The organism is Actinoplanes cyaneus, from assembly GCF_016862095.1.
GTDB classification, from domain to species: domain Bacteria; phylum Actinomycetota; class Actinomycetes; order Mycobacteriales; family Micromonosporaceae; genus Actinoplanes; species Actinoplanes cyaneus.
In genome coordinates, this window is record NZ_BOMH01000088.1 from 1 (window position 1) to 16716 (window position 16716).

Annotated in this window: 16 protein-coding genes; 9 read left to right on the forward strand and 7 right to left on the reverse strand. The window is 71.4% G+C overall.

Features of this window, described 5'->3' with window-relative positions; all coding sequences use genetic code 11:
* Positions 1-568: 568 nt before the first annotated feature.
* On the reverse strand, positions 569-1309 hold the full coding sequence (locus Acy02nite_RS43575; RefSeq protein WP_203755336.1) for a TetR/AcrR family transcriptional regulator: 741 nt from the start codon (positions 1307-1309) through the stop codon (positions 569-571).
* Positions 1310-1434: 125 nt separating this feature from the next.
* Here Acy02nite_RS43575 and Acy02nite_RS43580 point away from each other — a divergent pair, with 125 nt between their 5' ends.
* From Acy02nite_RS43580 to Acy02nite_RS43590, 3 genes are all read left to right on the forward strand, one after another.
* Positions 1435-2856, forward strand: coding sequence for an MFS transporter (locus Acy02nite_RS43580; RefSeq protein ID WP_203755339.1), 1422 nt, complete (start codon positions 1435-1437; stop codon positions 2854-2856).
* A 129-nt stretch (positions 2857-2985) separates the two neighbouring features.
* Positions 2986-3189: a hypothetical protein gene (locus Acy02nite_RS43585; RefSeq protein WP_203755342.1), complete on the forward strand. Its 204-nt coding sequence runs from the start codon at positions 2986-2988 to the stop codon at positions 3187-3189.
* Positions 3156-5897: an ATP-binding protein gene (locus tag Acy02nite_RS43590; RefSeq protein WP_239175833.1), complete on the forward strand. Its 2742-nt coding sequence runs from the start codon at positions 3156-3158 to the stop codon at positions 5895-5897. Before Acy02nite_RS43585 ends, Acy02nite_RS43590 begins: the two co-directional genes overlap by 34 nt.
* 99 nt (positions 5898-5996) lie before the next feature.
* Here the strand turns inward: Acy02nite_RS43590 and Acy02nite_RS43595 are convergent, their stop codons facing one another.
* Positions 5997-7259 (reverse strand): DUF1479 domain-containing protein, encoded by a 1263-nt coding sequence (locus Acy02nite_RS43595; RefSeq protein WP_203755345.1) that lies wholly within the window; start codon positions 7257-7259, stop codon positions 5997-5999.
* 88 nt (positions 7260-7347) lie between these two features.
* On the opposite strand from Acy02nite_RS43595, the gene Acy02nite_RS43600 reads away from it, so the two are divergent.
* Complete coding sequence (locus Acy02nite_RS43600) at positions 7348-8520, forward strand: ROK family transcriptional regulator (RefSeq protein ID WP_203755348.1); 1173 nt, start codon at positions 7348-7350, stop codon at positions 8518-8520.
* Between the two features lie 373 nt (positions 8521-8893).
* Here Acy02nite_RS43600 and Acy02nite_RS43605 read toward each other — a convergent pair whose 3' ends face one another.
* Complete coding sequence (locus Acy02nite_RS43605; RefSeq protein WP_203755352.1) at positions 8894-9367, reverse strand: MaoC family dehydratase; 474 nt, start codon at positions 9365-9367, stop codon at positions 8894-8896.
* An 86-nt stretch (positions 9368-9453) separates the two neighbouring features.
* Between Acy02nite_RS43605 and Acy02nite_RS43610 the strand changes: the two genes are divergently transcribed.
* Entirely contained in the window at positions 9454-10752 is a 1299-nt protein-coding gene (locus Acy02nite_RS43610) for an MFS transporter (RefSeq protein WP_203755354.1), read from the forward strand.
* A gap of 131 nt (positions 10753-10883) precedes the next feature.
* Here Acy02nite_RS43610 and Acy02nite_RS43615 read toward each other — a convergent pair whose 3' ends face one another.
* Together Acy02nite_RS43615 and Acy02nite_RS43620 are read right to left on the reverse strand one after the other, a co-directional pair.
* Positions 10884-11795 carry an alpha/beta hydrolase gene (locus Acy02nite_RS43615; RefSeq protein ID WP_203755357.1) on the reverse strand — a complete coding sequence of 304 codons (912 nt, stop codon included), beginning with the start codon at positions 11793-11795 and terminating at the stop codon, positions 10884-10886.
* Positions 11792-12100: a putative quinol monooxygenase gene (locus Acy02nite_RS43620; protein WP_203755360.1), complete on the reverse strand. Its 309-nt coding sequence runs from the start codon at positions 12098-12100 to the stop codon at positions 11792-11794. The genes Acy02nite_RS43615 and Acy02nite_RS43620 overlap by 4 nt, the downstream gene beginning before the upstream one ends.
* Positions 12101-12229: 129 nt before the next feature.
* Here Acy02nite_RS43620 and Acy02nite_RS43625 point away from each other — a divergent pair, with 129 nt between their 5' ends.
* On the forward strand, positions 12230-13123 hold the full coding sequence (locus tag Acy02nite_RS43625) for an AraC family transcriptional regulator (protein WP_203755363.1): 894 nt from the start codon (positions 12230-12232) through the stop codon (positions 13121-13123).
* A gap of 43 nt (positions 13124-13166) precedes the next feature.
* On the forward strand, positions 13167-13448 hold the full coding sequence (locus Acy02nite_RS43630; RefSeq protein WP_203755366.1) for a hypothetical protein: 282 nt from the start codon (positions 13167-13169) through the stop codon (positions 13446-13448).
* A 174-nt stretch (positions 13449-13622) separates the two neighbouring features.
* Here Acy02nite_RS43630 and Acy02nite_RS43635 read toward each other — a convergent pair whose 3' ends face one another.
* Positions 13623-13985 carry a nuclear transport factor 2 family protein gene (locus Acy02nite_RS43635; protein ID WP_203755368.1) on the reverse strand — a complete coding sequence of 121 codons (363 nt, stop codon included), beginning with the start codon at positions 13983-13985 and terminating at the stop codon, positions 13623-13625.
* A gap of 244 nt (positions 13986-14229) precedes the next feature.
* Here Acy02nite_RS43635 and Acy02nite_RS43640 point away from each other — a divergent pair, with 244 nt between their 5' ends.
* A complete protein-coding gene (locus Acy02nite_RS43640) occupies positions 14230-15078 on the forward strand; it encodes an NAD-dependent epimerase/dehydratase family protein (RefSeq protein ID WP_203755370.1) in 849 nt (282 codons plus the stop codon).
* Positions 15079-15144: 66 nt separating this feature from the next.
* On the opposite strand, the gene Acy02nite_RS43645 is transcribed toward Acy02nite_RS43640, so the two are convergent.
* The gene (locus tag Acy02nite_RS43645) at positions 15145-15717 is read right to left on the reverse strand and encodes a TetR/AcrR family transcriptional regulator (RefSeq protein WP_203755372.1); all 573 of its coding nucleotides are present in this window, start codon (positions 15715-15717) and stop codon (positions 15145-15147) included.
* Between the two features lie 73 nt (positions 15718-15790).
* Here Acy02nite_RS43645 and Acy02nite_RS43650 point away from each other — a divergent pair, with 73 nt between their 5' ends.
* Positions 15791-16708, forward strand: a complete 918-nt coding sequence (locus tag Acy02nite_RS43650; protein WP_203755374.1) for an alpha/beta hydrolase fold domain-containing protein — start codon at positions 15791-15793, stop codon at positions 16706-16708.
* Positions 16709-16716: the final 8 nt, after the last annotated feature.

Below are 16716 nucleotides of genomic sequence, written 5' to 3' on the forward strand. Positions count from 1 at the left end.
ACTTGTCTTCGCCGCCCTGCTCAACGGCCTGACGAACCGGAGATACGGCGCCCGCTAGCCGCTGATCGATCAGGAGCGAGCTGCTCCTGCGGGTCAGCTCCGTGACGGCGTGGGTCTGTCGCTACGCGGAAGCGGGCGACGGCCCGCGCGGCGACGGCCCGCGCGGCGACGGCCCGCGCGGCGACGGCCTGGCTCTGTCGCTACGCGGAAGCGGGGGAGCCATGGGCCCGGTGACGGACCGGCGCCGGCCGTTATGCGAAGGGGGCGAGCTGCTTCTGTCATTCGGCAGCTCGCTCCGGTAGCGGCGCGCGTCCGCGGCGGAGAATTCCGCCGCCTGCTCGGCGCAGCAGCGGGAACGCTCCAGATTGACGAGGATCCGGAACAGGTCCCGCGCCGCGCGGTCGTCGCCCTCGTACTCCGTGGCCGGGAGGGGCGAAGTCGGCGTTCCGGGCGGATCCGCTGACGGATCCAGGACAGTCCGGGCGTTCCGGCGGCCCGTGAATCCTGCGGCCGAACACACGGGATCACCCGGGAACGGATGCCCCGGTGAACGGTGCTTCGGGCGCGGTCACGTCGCCTGGCCGGTGCGGGGCAGACCGTCGATCATCAGGTTGATCGTGAAGTGGAAGCGGTCGGCGGTCGTGCCGGCGGTGAGCTGTGCCGCGTACCGCCTGGTGTGGGGAAAGGTTTCTGGCAGTGCGGCGAAGCGGCGGAGCATGTCGTCGCGGCTGACCACCCAGCCGTCATCGGCGCGGCGGAGCCGGCTGTTGGCCACCGACACCTCGAGGGTGTGTGCGTTGACGTACAGCGTCAGCGAGTCCACCGCCCACGCCGCGACCTGCGGCTCGACGCCGCCGGCGAGCACGATGGCAAGGAGGCCCTCGCTGACCCGCAGCGTGTCGAGGTTCGACGGGGCAGCGGCGAGCGCGGCCCGGGAGATGCCCGGATAGCGCAGATACTGATCGCGCAGCCGGGTGCAGACGCCCACGAGCTGCTCACGCCACCGCGACGGGTCGGGCTCGGGCAGCTCGATCTCCGCGCAGAGGCGGCCGATGAGCAGCTCGTCCAGATCTTCCTTGTTGACCACGTGCGCGTAGAGCGACGACGGGCCGGTCTCCAGCGCCACGGCGAGGCGCCGCATGGTCAGCGCTTCGTACCCCTCCGCCTCGATGATCGCGAACGCGGTGCTGACGATCGCGTCGACGGTGATCGGCTTCTTGCGGCCGCCGGACGGGCCGCGCCGGACCGCGGGCTTGTCCGGGCCGGCCTGGTGGCGGGCGGCACGCCGCTCCTGCGGAGTCGGTGACATGCGAGCAGCTTAGCCGATCTGGCGAACAGTGTTCTAGTTCATAGCGAACGCCGTTCGTATTGCTGCGAACGTCGTACGGGAGTAGAACGGTGTTCGTTTCTGCTGACCTCGTGCAAGGAGCGCCGATGAGCGCCACGTCTTTGCGGGCCGCCTGGGTGGCCCTGGCCGGACTCTCGGCTGTCTTCCTCTTCGAGATGCTCGACAACTCGATCCTCAACGTCGCGCTGCCCACCATCGGCCGCGACCTGCACGCCTCGACCGTCGCCCTGCAGTGGGTGACCGGGGCCTACTCGGTCGTCTTCGGCGGCCTGATGCTGGTCTTCGGCGCGATCGCCGACCGCTACGGCCGCCGCCGGATCATGCTGGCCGGGCTGACGCTACTGGCCCTGGCCGGCCTGGCGACCGCCTTCGTCACCACCGCCGGGCAACTCATCGCCGTCCGCGCGTTGATGGGCGTCGCCGCCGCGATGACCACACCGGGCTCGGCGGCCCTCGCCTTCCGGCTCTTCGACGACGACGGCCTGCGGGTGCGGGCGATGACGTTCATCTCGACGATCGGCCTCGTCGGGCTGGCGGTCGGCCCGACGACGGGCGGGCTGGTCCTGGCGATCGCGCCGTGGCAGGTCCTGCTGCTGGTGAATGTTCCCGTCGCCGTGCTGGCGATCATCTGCATCCGGTCCGGCATCGAGGAGGACGCCGCGGACGGCCTGCACCGTGACCCCGTCGACGTGCTCGGTGCTGTCCTCGGAACCGCGGCGATCGTGCTCGCACTGATCGCCCCGACACTGTTCCTGAACGAGGGCATCCGCTCCTGGCTGCCGTGGACAACCGCCGCGGCGGCGGTGGCGGCGGCGATTTTCTTCGTCATGCGGCAACGCATCGCCGAGTACCCGCTGCTCGACCTGCGACTGGTCGCCCGTCCCCTCGTCGCCGCCGGCCTGGCGTACAAGGCCGCCGCGGGCCTGGCCATCTCCGGTCTCGGCTACCTGGTGACCTTGCAGCTGCAGCTCGACTGGGGCTGGTCGCCGGCCCGCGCCGCCGTCGGACTGTTGCCGCAGGTCGTCGTGCTGATCGCCGGTGGCGCGTTCGTGAGTCCGTTCGTGCGGCGGGCCGGCCTCGACCGAGCCGCCTGGCTCAGCGCGGCAGCGGTCGTCACCGGCCTCGCCGTCTACGGCACACTGAGCCGCTTCGGTTACGTGTGGGTCGCACTCGCGCTGGTGCTCGTCGCTGCCGGGATGCGCGTGGTCGGTGCTGTCGCCGCCGTGAACGTGTTGCGCGGCCTTCCGGGCAACCGCACCACCATCGGCGCCGCGCTGGTCGACACGTCGTCGGAAGTCACCTCCGGCGCCGGGATCGCGGTGACCGGCACCATCCTGGCGGCGACGTTCACCGGCGCCATCGCGTCACCGTCCTGGACCGCGCACCAGTCGGCGCAGTTCGAGCAGGCGGTCACGATCGCCGGCCTGGTCCTGACCGCGATGGCCGCCACCCTGGTGATCTGGGCCCTGATGCGTACCCGCGCGGTGCGGGAAAGTGTCGCCGTCTAGGTATGCCTAGGACCTTCCACGGCGTATCTAGGCATGGTCTGAGCAGCGAAGATAAGCAACAGCGTCCGATGTGACCCGCGCCCGGCCGATCGAGGATGGATACATCACCGAGCGACGAGGAGACAAGAGATGCTGATGCACCCCGACATGATGCTGACCCTGGCCCATGAACGCCACCAGGAGCTGATCGCGGAGGCGCAGCGGGAGCGGCTGCTGGCCGGCGCCCGGCGTGCCCGGCAGGCCCGCCGCGGACGGAAAGGGGAGGCGGTGCGCGGACAGCCCACCGGTACCCTGGCGACGTGCGAACCGTCCGCGGCAGTGCCAGTCCGGTGATGATCGGGCGGGACGGCGAGTTGCGCCGGCTGGCGCGGCTCGCCGCCTCGCGGGAACCGGCGGTGGCGATCATCGCGGGGGAGCCCGGCATCGGCAAGACCCGGCTGGTGCACGAGCTGGTGGCGAAACTTTCCGCCGGCACGGTGGTGCTGGTCGGTCAGGCTGAGCCGGGGTCGCTGTCCCGGCCGTACGAGGTGCTCCTGGACGCCATCGACAACCGTCCCGGCGTCGACGAGCAACAGCTGGCCGCCCTGGCGGATCCCCGGCGCAGCCCGGTCGAACGGCTGCACACCGGCCTGACCATCGTGAACGAACTGATCGGCGAGGCGCCGGCGGTCATTGTCTTCGAGGACCTGCACTGGGCCGACTCGGAGAGCGCCGCCCTGTTCGAACGCATCGCCGATCAGCACGGTCCACGCCTGCTGATCGGGACGTACCGGCCGGACGAGGTCACCCGGCGCCGGCCCGTCGCCGGGCTGCTGGCGCAGCTCGAACGGCGGCACGCGGTCACGCACGTACGGCTGAATCGTCTGTCCCCGGCGCAGACCGCGGCCCTGCTCGCGGCCGCGACCGGGACCCCGGCTCCGTTGCGGGCCGCGACCGCCCTGCACCATCGCACCGGCGGCAATCCGTTCTTCCTCGAGGAGTTGCTGCGCGCGCTGCCCGGTTTCGATCTGGAGGAACTGGTCGATCAGCCGCTGCCGTGGAGCCTCGCCGACGTGCTGCGCCGCCAGGTCGACGACCTCGACCCGGTCAGCCACCGGATCGTGGAGGCGGCCACGGTGCTCGGGCACCGCATCCCGTTCGACCTGCTCGCCGAGGTGACCGGCGCCGGCGAGGACGAGCTGATCGCGGTGCTGCGCGACCTGGTCACGCGCGGGGTGCTGGTCGAGTCCGGTGACGACGAGTTCGCCTTCCGGCACGCGCTGGTGCGCGAGGCGATCGCCGCGCAGATGCTCGGCCGGCAGCGCCGCCGTCTGCACGAGGCGGCGCTCGACGTGCTGCTCGACGGCGGCGCGTCCGATCCGGCGATGGTGGCGCACCACGCGCGCGGCGCCGGGCGCTACGACGACCTGATCGCCGCGGCCCGCAGCGGCGCCGCGCTCTACCTGTCGATCGGCTCCGCCTACCAGGCGTTGCAGCTGGCCGAGATGGGTCTGGAGGAGGCGCCCGACGACACCGGCCTGCTCGGCGCCGGCGCCCGGGCGGCCTGGCTCGCGGGGCTGCTCGACGACGCCCTGCGGTACGGGCGCCGCTGGCGTGACCTGGCGGTCGACGCGACCGATCGGGCCGAGTCGCTGTATCTGCTGGTCCGCTGCGCGTGGGAATCCCGCGAGACCGGCGAGATGAGCGCGCTGACGCACGAGATCGAGACCCTCATCGAGCAGTTGCCGCCGGGCGCCGGCCAGGCCCGGGCGATGACCGCGATCGCCCAGTCGGGATACCTGCGCGACGACTTCGACACCGCGCTGGTCTGGGCCGACCGGGCGCTGGCACTGGCGCAAGAGATCGACATGCCTGCGGTACGCCTCGCCGCGCTCCTGGAGAAAGGTTGCATCCTCAGCGAGCGCCCCACCACCGCCGCCGAAGGGCAGAAACTTCTCTCCGACCTGGTGGATGAGGCCGAGGCGGCCGAGGAGTGGGTGCTGGCGGCGCGGGCCCTCAACCGGCTGGTGAACGGGGTGCCACCCACCTCGCCGGCCGAATACGCCGAGACCCTGGAGCGGATGCGGGTCGACGCGGAGCGGGCCGGGTTCGAGTCACTGGCGGTGGCCTCGTACTTCCAGGGCCGCGCCCGGCTCGCCCTGCGGGCCGGTGAGCTGCAGGCCGCGATCGCCGCCCTGGAGGAGGGGCGCGAGCAGGATCGTGGCTACCGGCGGCGGGGACGCTGGGCCGACTACCACGGGGTGTTCCTCGCCGGGTTGTGCCTGGAGGCCGGCGAGCTGGACCGGGTCGACGAGATCATCGCGGACCTGGCGACCGTGCCGGACAACCCGCCGACGGTGATTCCCGGCCTCGCGTTCCACCTCGCGTGCCGCCAAGGCAACCTGGCCCGCGCCGAGAAGACCCTGAACGAGCTGGTCACGGCGCTGGCCTTCCAGCCGTGGCGCAGCGGTCAGCAGGCCCATGACCTGATCTCCGCCGCGCTGGAGATCGGGCTGCCGGGGCCGCGGCTCGACGCGCTGGCCGCGGAGCTGCTCAACGAGGACGACGTCTGGGACGCCTACCGGACACTCGTCGACGCGCAACTCGCGGAGGCCCACGGGCGCCATGCCGCGGCGCTCACCGCGTACCTGTCCATCGTCGACTCGCACATCCTCTGGCCGGCGATCCGCGGCACCGTGCGGGTCGGTGCGGCCCGCTGCCTGCTCGCCGCGGACCGGCGAGCGGAGGCGACCGTGCAGGTGGAGCTGGCCGCGTCCCTGCTCGGCGAGTGGGGCGGCTGGCGGGTCGCCGAGCTCGACCGGATCCGGGCGCGGCTCGGCATGGCTCCGGCCGACGCGGCGCCGGCGGTCACCGGGCCGGCCGCACTCACGCCCCGCGAGCGCGAGGTGGCGGTGCTGATCAGCGACGGGTTGACCAACACCGAGCTGGCGCGGCGGCTCTACATCTCGCCGAAGACGGCCGCGGTGCATGTTTCCAACATCCTGCGCAAGCTCGGTGTTTCCTCCCGTACCGAGGTGGGTGAGCTGGTCGGACGGTCGTAGGTTTGTTTCCTTCGCGGACCGCGGGATTCGTTCCGGCCGGTGCCGGCGGTGTCGGCGGTGCAGCGGTTCCGCCGGTGCGACCGGTGCCGGCGGCCGTTCTTACTCCAGGCCCAGGCCGCGGCGACCGATGTCGTTCAGGTCCTCGGGGCGGAACCGATTCGGCCAGTCCCGCTCGTAGTGCTCCGCCGGGAAGTCACTCGGGCTCTCCCCGGACAGGAACGCTTTCCGCACGGAGTCCGCGTACCGCTCGTTGCGCGGGCACCAGGGCGCCGCCGGGATGTACATGACGTTTCCCCAGCCCTTCTGCGCCTCGACCGGCGCCACGCTGTGGATCATGTCGCAGTGCCACCAGACGGAGTCGCCGGCCTTGACGTCGGGGATGCCGGAGAGCGCCTCCATCAGCGGGGCGTGCCACTTGTGACCGGCGGGAAAGACCTGGTTCACGGTCACCCCGCACATGTCGTCGTCCGGCACGTCGGGCAGCAGCGGGCGCAGCATCAGGTACGCCATCGCCTCCGGGACAGGCACGGTATGCAGCACACCCTGGTCGTGATCCATGTCGGACAGCGCGGTCCAGCCCTGGAAGGTGCGGAACGCCGAGCACATGGTTGATCCCGGGTACTGCGGGCCGGCCGTGCGGTGAGCGGCGTCCCACGGGTCGTACTGCTCGGGGCTGCCGTCGAAGAGGTGGCGGAACGCCTGCTGGTACGACCTGGTCATCCACAGGTCGAGGGTGCCCGGATCGAGGTGCGTGCCCAGGCCCGCCGAGTCGGCGCCCTCCGGCCGGCGGCGGATCCGGTCCGGGTAGAGGGAGTCCCGGTTCGGATCGAACCACTGAACACCTTCGGACTCGTGCTTCCACTGCGAGTTGAGGAAGGCCTGCACGGCCGCCATGCGTTCGCTCTGCCGGGCCTGCATCTGCGGCGGCGACCAGTAGATCGGGTAGATCTCCGGTTTGGAGCCGACGCTGCCGAAGAAGTCGTCGCCGGGGCCGCGGTAGTTCTCGAAGAACCGGTTGCTCTCCACGTAGTCGACGATGCCGGCGTCCCATTGCAGCGCCTGCTCGCGCTCGAAGTGACCGCGAACGATCAGGCAGCCACGGCGTCGCAGCAGGGCCCGCTGCTCGGCGGAGACCTTCCCGGCCGCGATGTCGGCATAGTCGATCACCGGCCAGATCGCCTCGCCCCGGCGGCGGGCCGCGACGATGTCGTCGACCGCGGACTGCACACGCTGCTCGACGACGGCGAAAACCTCCTCCACGGTACGGCCGGAGGCGGCGATCCTGGCCCGGAGCGCGGCCTTGACCTCGCGGGTGGCGGCTCGCAGATCGGCGGGCGTCTCTTCCCAGTGCGGGAGCTCCATGGCGGTCCTTTCAAGTCAAACGCCTTTACTTGTACGACGATAGGGTCGCGGCCGTTTCCAAGGCAAGGGCCCTGACTAGAATCGGCACGTGAACTTCGAGCGGTCGCAGCCCGCCCCGGTCAGCCCGACCCCGGGCGATCCCGCGGTCCCGTCGTCACCGGATCCAGCCGGTGCGGCGTCACCCGACTCGGCGCGGGCGCCGTCGCAGGACCTGGTCCGTGCGCTCACCGACGAGCGGGTGATTCGCGCGCTGATCGACCATCGGCGCCTGACCAGGGCGGAACTGGCCGCGGAGATCGGCATCTCGAAACCCACAGCGGGGGAGAGCGTGCGCCGGCTGACCGAGCGCGGCCTGGTGGCCGACACCGGTGAACGCACCCCGGGCGGGCGCGGCCGCGGACGGGTCGGGTCCTACTACGCGCTCGCGCCGGCGATCGGTGGCGCGCTCGCCGTCACCATCGGCCCGGAAGGCATCGTCGCGGAATGCCTCGACGTGTACGGCGACGGCATCGCGTCCGCCACCCGGCACCCCGAGCCGAGCCGGGTCGGCGCCGCGCTCGCGGAGGCGGTGAGCGAGGTGCGCGACCTGACGCCGCAGCCGATCCGCCTGGCGGTGGTCAGCGCCGCCGACCCGGTCGACCGGGTGACCGGCCGGCTCGTCCAGCTGCCGGACTCGCCGTTCCTGGTCGGCGAGCTGGACCCGGTGGCGATCATCTGCGCGTACGTCGACGGGCCGGTCATCGTCGACAACGACGTGAACTGGGCGGCCGCGGCCCAGGGGCGACGCGACTTCGCGTACCTGTACCTGGGGGAGGGGCTCGGCGCGGCCATCGTCGACGACGGCGGGATCCGGCGCGGCTCCAGCGGGCTGACCGGGGAGATCTCGCACCTGCTCACCGTGGGGCCGCAGGGCCGCGCCATCGCGTTCATCGATCTCTTCGGCGAACTCGGACTGCGCAAACCCGGCACGACCGCCATCGACGTCCCCCGTCTGAAGGAAAGCTCCACCGCCGTACGGGAGACGATCGCCACCGCGGTCGGCGGGGTGATCGCCGCCGTGATCGCTCTGGCGGATCCGGAGGACATCGTCGTCGGCGGCTCCTGGGGCCCCTTCCTGATCGGCGAGATCCGGGCGGCGGCGGCGCGTCTGCCGCGGCAGGTGCCGCTGCGTGCCGCCGCCCCGACCGGCTCACCGGCGTCGGTCGGCGTGCGCGCCGAGGCGATCAGCCGGCTGCGCGCGTCGATCACGGCGGATCTGTGATCGCTCTTCCGGGCGGTCGGTGGTCCGTCAGGAGGTGACCGCGGCCGGCTGGGGTCAGTGATCACACGTCGGCAGCAGTCGGTTGACGGACTCTGCCGGGCGGCGCGGCCGACAGCATGGGCTGCGGACGTTTCGACCGGCGAGAGAAGCTGACCATGAGTTACCCCGAACCGGTGCGGGAACCGGCTGCGGCGCAGTTCGCGAAGGACACCGCCACCCCGCCCTGCCTGTCCGGCCCGAGTATCGAGCACGGACACAGGATCGCCGGCGACGCGCCGCTGTCGGCCGCCACAGTCGAAGGGCTCGACGTCTCCGGCGGGGTGCCGATCCGGAGGGTGGTGCGCGGGCGGTCACGGCCGCCCGCGCACCCTCGTCACTTCGTGAGCCGCAGGAGATAGCGGTGCTCGCCGGACAGCACCAGCTCGCCGCGCTGGTTGTGAACTGTCGCGCGGGTGGTGACGACGCCCGTCTCCTCGCCCGGCTCCAGGCCGATGATCGTCAGGCTCGGATACAGCGTGTCGCCGGCGTGGACCTCCTGATGGAACTCTGCCATCAGCCCGGAGAACGCCACGAAGACGTCCCCGATGTACTGCGGGAACAGGGTCGCCCCCGGTGCGGTGAACGCGAGCACCTGCAGACCGTGCACCACCGGCGCGGGGTGGCCGTGCGCTCGCGCATAGACGGTGTCGTAGTGGATCGGATGGTTGTCGGCCGACACCGTCTGGAACGCCGCGGCGTGCGCGTCAGTCACGGTCCGGCTCGGCGCGTTGAACACCTCGCCGAGGCTCAGGTCCTCGAACGTGCGGGCGGGGACGACGGTGTGCGCCCCGGGATCGAAAGTCGCCATGGCCGCAGCCTGCTCGCGCGCCGCCGGTCCGTCGTCCGTCAGATGACTGCCGCGGGCCTACCGCCCGCCGACCGAAAGGGATCACCATGCCCTCACTGAGCGCGACCGGGCCGGCCCCGGAGGCCGGCCTGGCGCACGACGCATCGTCGACGCGTCCGCAGGTCGTGGCGGCGCACCGCGGCACGTTCCGGGCGCTGCGCTCGCGGCCCTTCCGGCTCTACTTCGCGGGGCAGGTGGCCTCGGCCAGCGGGACGTTCCTGCAGCAGACCGCGATCGGCTGGCTCGTGCTGCAACTGACCCATTCGGCCGGCTCGCTGGGCCTGGTCCTGGCGGTCGGCGGCATCCCGTCGCTGCTGTTCGGGCCGTGGGGAGGCGCGATCGCCGACCGGATGGATCTGCGCCGGCTGCTGCTGATCACCCAGACGCTGTCCGCCGCGCTGGCCGGTCTGCTGTGGGCGCTGGCGGCGGCCGGCCACGCGTCGGTGCCCGCGATCATGGCGATCAACGTCGCCGCCGGCGTGGTGTCGATCGCCGACTCGCCGGCCCGGCAGGCCTTCGTCAGCGCGCTGGTCCCGCCGGACGACCTGGCCAGCGCCATCAGCCTCAACGGCGTCGTCATGAACGGCGCCCGGGTGGTCGGGCCGGCGCTGGCGGGCGCGCTGATCGTCACGGCTGGGACCACTCCGTGCTTCGCCGTGAACGCCGTCTCCTACCTGGCGGTGATCGTGGCGCTGATCTTCGTGCGCCCGATCAGCTCCGGGCGCCGCCCGGCCGCCGCCTCCGGCGTGGTGGCCGCGCTGCAGTACGCCCGCGGGCGCCAGCAACTCTGGCTGCCGCTGACCATGATGGCCCTGGTCGGGCTCCTGGCGTTCAACTTCTCGGTCCTGCTGCCGGTGCTGGCGAGCGATACGTTGCACGGTGGCGGCGGCACGTACAGCCTGTTGTCGACCATGCTCAGCATCGGCTCAGTGGCGGGGTCGCTGGCGGTCGGGCTGATCCGCCACCCGCGCCGGCCGTACCTCGCTGCGGCGGCCGCCGCCTTCGGTGCCGGCCTGGCCCTGACCGCTCTGGCGCCGGGTGTCGCCACGGCCGCGGCGGCGCTGCTGGTCACCGGGGTCGCCGCGTTCTGCTTCGTGACGTTGTGCTCGACCACGCTGCAACTGCACGCGTCGCCCGCGTTCCGGGGCCGCATCGTGGCCATCTGGGTGCTGGTCTACATCGGTACCACCCCGATCGGCAGCATTCTGACCGGCTGGATCGTCGCGGCCGGCGGCCCGCGGGCGGCGCTGTGGGTGGGCGCCGCGTCGTGCCTGGTCGCCGCGGCGATCGCGCTGCGCGTGCACACGCCGCCGCACCCGGACGCCGCCCTGACCGACCTCGCTTAGGCGGTGTTTCGTGGCCGCTGACAGCCACAATCTGGACCTCGCCTCGGCCGCCTTGCGAAACACCACCTCCCGGCCGCCACGTACCGGCCGGGAGGTACGACAACCGCGAACCTCCCTCGATCCGAAACACCCTAGGCGGCTTCCGTCTCCAGGAGCCGGGCCAGCCATCCCGTACGGGTGGCTCGTGCGGCGACCGAGAGGGCGGCTGCCGGGAACAGGGCGTCGAAGCCGTGGAAACCGCCCGCCCACAGGTGCAGGTCGGCGCGGCCGCCGGCGGCCCAGATGCGGGTGGCGTAGTCGACGTCCTCGTCGCGGAAGACCTCTTCCGAGCCGGCGTCGATGTAGGTCGGCGGCAGTGCGGACAGGTCGGGTGCGAGCGCCGGGGACACGTACGGGGAGACCTCGCCGTCGAGGTCGCTCAGCAGGCACCGCCAGGCGAACGCGTTCATCTCGCGGGTCCACACGCCCTGGCCGGTGAACTGGCGGCTCGACGTGGTGCTGTTGCGATGGTCGAGCATCGCGCCGATCAGCACCTGGGCCGCGATCGGGACCGTGCCGCGGTCGCGGGCCATCAGGGTGACGCCGGCAGCCAGGCCGCCGCCCGCGCTGGCGCCGGCGACGATGATCCTGGCCGGGTCGATCCCGAGCTCGGTGGCGTGCTCGGCGATCCACAGCAGGGCGGTGTAGCAGTCGTCGACCGCTGTGGTGCCCCGGGCCTCAGGAGCGAGCCGGTAGTCGACCGAGACCACGACCGCGCCGAAGCGGTCGCGCCATTCGAGGGGGATGTCGATCTGCGAGTACCGGTTGCCCATGGTCATGCCACCGCCGTGGATCCAGTAGACGCACGGGGCCTGCGCCGGGCGGACGCCTTCGGGTCGCAGGACGGTCAACGGGATCGAACCGCCGACGATGAGTTCCTCGCGGTTGCCCTCCGGCGCGGGTGCGACGGCGTACGGGCGGATCAGGCCGAGGGTTTCGGTGGTCAGCGGGGGCATGGCCGGCATACCGGCGAGCAGGGCGCTCAGTTCGGGGTCGAGGTTCATCGCACGAACGCCTTTCCGCCGACGGGGACCTCGTCGGTGTACTGCGAGTCGCCGGTGATCAGCTTCTGCAGCTCGGCGACCAGGGTCTGGGCGGGTTCGGTGGCGAAGAACGCGGAGTGGGCCTCGGCGGTCGTCCAGCCTTCGGTGACGTGGATGACGTCGGGGTCGCCGGCCGAGCGGCCGACCAGGAACACGACGCAGTCGGGGTGGGGCAGCGAGGGCGCGCCGAGCAGCAGGGCGATCACCTCGTCGCCGCGGCCGGGCCGGGCGGTCATGGTGGCACGGAAGCCATGATGGACGCTCATGCGATTCTCCTGTCAGCTGACTCGCCGTTGTTCGGCGATGGACCAAGCATCGAGGCCTGAGCAGGCGAAACGTTATGGCGATCCTGTTCGCTTCTTGCCCGATTCTGCTTCTACGACGAGGATCGCTTGATGGAGGAGCTGCGAGCACTGCTCGTTCGTCATGCCCGGCCCGATCTGAACACCCCGATCGAGGACGTGCTGATCTCGCGGGTCGACCGCACCACGCCGCCGTCCCCGTCGATGTCGGGAGCCGTGCTGGCGGTCGTCGCGCAGGGCGCCAAGCGGATCGCCCTCGGCGACCGGGTCTACGAATACGGCGCCGGGCAGTACCTGATCGCGTCGGTCGATCTGCCGATCACGGGAGAGTTCACGCGGGCCAGCCGGGACGAGCCGGCGCTCGGCTTCGGGTTGCTGCTGCGCCCCGCGGCGATCGCCGAGCTGCTGATGCAGGCGGCGCCCGGCGATCTGCCGGCCGCGAGCGGGGCCGCGCCGTCCGGTCTGGCGGTCAGCGACGCGCCGGCCGAGCTGCTCGACGCGGTGGTGCGTTTGCTGCGGCTGATCGAGCGGCCGCGCGACGTCAGCGCGCTGGCGCCGCTGATCAAACGGGAGATCCTGTGGCGGGTGCTGACCGGTGAGCAGGGCTGCGCCGTACGTCAGCTGGGCCTGGCCGACAGCAGCCTCACGCGGGTGGCGCGGGCCGTGCAGTGGATCCGCGACCACTACGCCCAGGCGTTCCAGGTGGAGCATCTGGCCCGGCTGTGCGGGGTGAGCGTGTCGGCGTTCCATCGCAACTTCCAAGCGGTCACGGCGAGCAGCCCGATCCAGTTCCAGAAGCAGATCCGGCTGCAGCAGGCGCGGCTGATGCTGGCCACCCGGCCCGGCGACATCGGCGGGATCAGCCGCACGGTCGGTTACGACAGCCCGTCGCAGTTCAGCCGCGAGTACCGCCGCCGATTCGGGGTTTCCCCGAGCCAGGACGCCGGACGGTTGCGACCCGCCCCGGCCGGGTCCCTGATCGTGTGAAGCAGGCACGGCAGGTGGAAAGCTCCTGCGTAGGGTGGCAGTCATGAGCTCGTACGGCCCGGACACCTCAGCCCCTCGGAAATGCCGTGCGCGCGATCTGGCAGGACTGATCGGGCTTCTCGCTCTTCTCGAAGGCGAACTCATGACAGAAGGCGTTCCTCCGCATCTGTCGAGCCGCATTCGCGACCGGCTGGAGCGAGCAGGACTGCTGGAGCCGGCGGGTACCGAGCGAGAGCTGCGTCAGTCGATCTCGGACCTCAACCACCGGTTGCGGTACGCCCTGGGAGAGTACGAAGAACCGCCGGAGCCTTCGACCGTGCCATGACTCGTCCGCGCGCCCGGTGCCGGCCGCACTCGTCTGCCGCGGACAACGCGTGGCCGGGGCTCGCCGTCACCCGCATCGGCTCGATCACCGGCACGCCACCAGAGTCGCCCCGCACTGACGTCGAGGGCTGAGCCGTGGCGACGCCCGAACCACGGTGCCGGCCGAACGACAAGGTCAGGTGCCGCCGAGGGAGCTGAACTGCAGGCCGGCCAGCCGCCATCCCTCGGGCAGCCGCACCCAGGTCTGGCTGACCCGGGTCGTCAGGGCCATGTGCTGCCCTCGCCAGGTCGACCGGCTGTGCTGCACGCATCGGACGATGGCGGTGTGACCGTAGAAAGCGATCTCGACGTCGCTGCTCTCCAGGCTCGCGTAGGAGAACTCGGCGAACTTGCCGAGCCACTGCGTCTTGTCCAACACGTGACCCTGCTCCCCGATGGAGCGGAAGTCGTCGGCCAGCAGCTCGTCCAGTGAGCTGGTGTCACCGCTGGACTCGGCCTCCTCGAAAGCACGATGGAGCCGGGGGATGTCGACGGTCATGCGCGCATCATGCATGACCCCGTAGGAGCGCGGAAGTGTCGGAGGCGGCAGGCCGGCAGGTGGGCGGCCGGTGGTGGCGCGGACACCGCGGATCGCGTTAGCCGATCGGTCCGCCATGGTTGCTGGTGCCGGCCGGTGCCGCGCGTCCCGGCCGCCTGCCGTTGGCGGGTCGCGGTTCCGCTGCCGCGCGCGCCGGCAGGTCTGGCGTAACCTGAGGTTCCGATCATGAACGTGGGGACGTGACATGGCGCGCATCGCGGTGACCGGCGGCAGCGGCAAGCTCGGCCGTTTCGTCGTGAAGGACCTTTCCGACCACGGGTACGAGGTGGTGAACCTCGACCTGGTCGCGCCGCGTGAGCCGGAGTGCCCGTTCCTGCGGGTGGACCTGACCGATTATGGCCAGGTCGTGGAAGCGCTGACCGCGATCGACAGCCGTTACACCGGCATCGACGCCGTGGTGCATCTGGCCGCGATCCCCGGCCCGGGCGTCGTGCCGAACGCGGCGACCTTCGCCAACAACATCACCGCCAGCTACAACGTGTTCGCCGCGGCGCGGGCGGCCGGCATCGAGCGGGTGGTGTGGGCGTCGAGCGAGACGCTGCTCGGGCTGCCGTTCGACACGCCGCCGCCGTACCTGCCGGTCGACGAGGAGTATGCGGCGCGGCCGGAGACGTCGTACTCCCTCGCCAAGCACCTCGACGAGCAGATGGCCGCCCAGTTCTGCCGGTGGAATCCGTCGCTGACCATGGTCGGGTTGAGGTTCTCCAACGTGATGGAGCCGGCCGACTACGAGGCTTTCCCGTCCTTTGACGCCGATCCGCGCCAGCGGATCTGGAACCTGTGGGGCTACATCGACGGCCGTGACGGCGCGCAGGCGGTCCGGCTCGCCCTGGGCTACGACCGCCCGGGCGTCGAGATCTTCGTGATCGCCAACGCGGACACGGTGATGAGCCGTCGCACCGCCGATCTGGCCGCGGAGTACTTCCCGGACATTCCGGTCACCCGTGAGCTGGGCGAGCACGAGACCCTGCTGTCCATCGAGAAGGCGCGGCGCCTGCTGGGCTACCAGCCGCAGCACACCTGGCGCCGATAACCGTCACCGGCGGGCTGTCCGGGCTCCCGCCGTGGCGCCCGGGTCAGGGTGACCGGGGCGCTGGCCTCAAGCCGGCGGGCCACCCGGGCTCAAGGGTGGGTTCAGGGCCGTGGTCACCATGCTGACCAGTGCCTCCACGTCGGCGTCGACCATCGGCCGGCCGGTCATCCCCAGGCGGTGCAGGAGAGTGCCGACCACCACGTCGATGTAGAAGAGCACCCGCTGCTCGGGTTCGTTCAGAACTTCCTGCAGTGCCAGCCGATAGGGGTCCTGGAGCTGCGCCGACAGGATCTGGCGTAGCTCCGGATCGTTGACCGCGTCGGTGAAGACGCCGGCGAACGCGGCGCCGATGCCCGGCTCGCCGATCTTTGCGGCGATCCAGCGGATGCCGGCGGCCAGGATCTGCGAACGGTCCGTGCCGGTCAGCGGCGCCGGGCCGAACGCGTCGACCAGGCAGGCCGTGATCAGGGCGCCCTTGGTGGGCCAGCGCCGGTAGATCGTCGTCTTCGCGATGCCCGCCTCGGCGGCGATGCGATCCACCGTGGCACGCGCATAGCCGAGCGAGTTGACGGTGGCCAGGGTGGCGGCGAAAACCGTGTCGTCGATTCCGGAGCGGGGGCGGCCGGGCGTTCGGGGCATGGCCACACCCTACCCAGTTATGCTACTTGTAGTATCGATACTTGAAGTAGCGTAAATCGATCGGGGAGGGTCCATGAGCGTGCGACTGCTGCGAGCCCTGCGGAGCGAGCCTGACTGGTCGGCGATGTCCGATGCCGGGCTGAGCGCTTTCCAGCAGGCGGAGAACCGGCGCCGGTCCGCGCCGATGGCGCGGCTGATCAGCGGATTCCCGGCCCGCGGCGTCACGATCGGCTGGACGCAGGTCACACTGCCGGGGCGATCGGTGCCGGTCCGGATGTACCGGCCCGCGGCGGCGACCGGTGACCTTCCGCTCGTCGTGCACGTCCATGGTGGCGGCTTTGTCGGCACAGCCGTGCAGTGCGACTGGATCAGCAGCCACGTCGCCGCCCGGGTTCCCGCCGTCGTCGTGTCAGTCGAACACCGTCTGGTCGGCCCCGCGATGCCGCTGTCCGCCGCGGTCGACGACGGGTGGGAGGTGCTGCGCCGTACCGCGGAATGGGGAACCGACCCGGAACGGGTCGCGGTCTTCGGGGAGAGCGCCGGCGGGCTGATCGCCGCGATGGCCGCGATCCGGGCACGCGATGTCGGCTTACGATTGCGCGCGCAGGTGCTGGTCAACCCGTGCGTGGACCTCACGGAAACCGCCGTCGACTACCCGTCCATGAAGGAACATGCCGACAGCGCGATGCTCACCGTGCCGCAGATGATGTTTTTCCGGCGGATGGCGGTCGCCGACCAGAAGAAGATTTCGCCGCTGTACGTCGACGAGCTGGCCGGCCTCGCGCCGGCGCTCGTGGTAGTGCCCACCGCGGACCCGGTCGCCGATCAGGGACGCGCCTACGCCGAACGGCTTCGCGGGGCGGGCGTCGCGGTGACCGTCACCGAGCATCCCGGCGCCCCGCATGCCTTCCTCAGCCTGCCCCACCTCGTCCCGCGAGCCCGCACCGCGCGCACCGAGATCATCGACTTCCTGACCGAACGACTCCGGTGACGATGCCT

Excerpts from the sequence above, each read along its gene's own strand:
- Acy02nite_RS43575 (WP_203755336.1), bottom strand. The coding sequence starts at position 1,309 with ATGTCACCGACTCCGCAGGAGCGGCGTGCCGCCCGCCACCAGGCCGGC.
- Acy02nite_RS43580 (WP_203755339.1), top strand. The coding sequence starts at position 1,435 with ATGAGCGCCACGTCTTTGCGGGCCGCCTGGGTGGCCCTGGCCGGACTC.
- Acy02nite_RS43585 (WP_203755342.1), top strand. The coding sequence starts at position 2,986 with ATGCTGATGCACCCCGACATGATGCTGACCCTGGCCCATGAACGCCAC.
- Acy02nite_RS43595 (WP_203755345.1), bottom strand. The coding sequence starts at position 7,259 with ATGGAGCTCCCGCACTGGGAAGAGACGCCCGCCGATCTGCGAGCCGCC.
- Acy02nite_RS43605 (WP_203755352.1), bottom strand. The coding sequence starts at position 9,367 with ATGGCGACTTTCGATCCCGGGGCGCACACCGTCGTCCCCGCCCGCACG.
- Acy02nite_RS43610 (WP_203755354.1), top strand. The coding sequence starts at position 9,454 with ATGCCCTCACTGAGCGCGACCGGGCCGGCCCCGGAGGCCGGCCTGGCG.
- Acy02nite_RS43615 (WP_203755357.1), bottom strand. The coding sequence starts at position 11,795 with ATGAACCTCGACCCCGAACTGAGCGCCCTGCTCGCCGGTATGCCGGCC.
- Acy02nite_RS43620 (WP_203755360.1), bottom strand. The coding sequence starts at position 12,100 with ATGAGCGTCCATCATGGCTTCCGTGCCACCATGACCGCCCGGCCCGGC.
- Acy02nite_RS43625 (WP_203755363.1), top strand. The coding sequence starts at position 12,230 with ATGGAGGAGCTGCGAGCACTGCTCGTTCGTCATGCCCGGCCCGATCTG.
- Acy02nite_RS43630 (WP_203755366.1), top strand. The coding sequence starts at position 13,167 with ATGAGCTCGTACGGCCCGGACACCTCAGCCCCTCGGAAATGCCGTGCG.
- Acy02nite_RS43635 (WP_203755368.1), bottom strand. The coding sequence starts at position 13,985 with ATGACCGTCGACATCCCCCGGCTCCATCGTGCTTTCGAGGAGGCCGAG.
- Acy02nite_RS43640 (WP_203755370.1), top strand. The coding sequence starts at position 14,230 with ATGGCGCGCATCGCGGTGACCGGCGGCAGCGGCAAGCTCGGCCGTTTC.
- Acy02nite_RS43645 (WP_203755372.1), bottom strand. The coding sequence starts at position 15,717 with ATGCCCCGAACGCCCGGCCGCCCCCGCTCCGGAATCGACGACACGGTT.
- Acy02nite_RS43650 (WP_203755374.1), top strand. The coding sequence starts at position 15,791 with ATGAGCGTGCGACTGCTGCGAGCCCTGCGGAGCGAGCCTGACTGGTCG.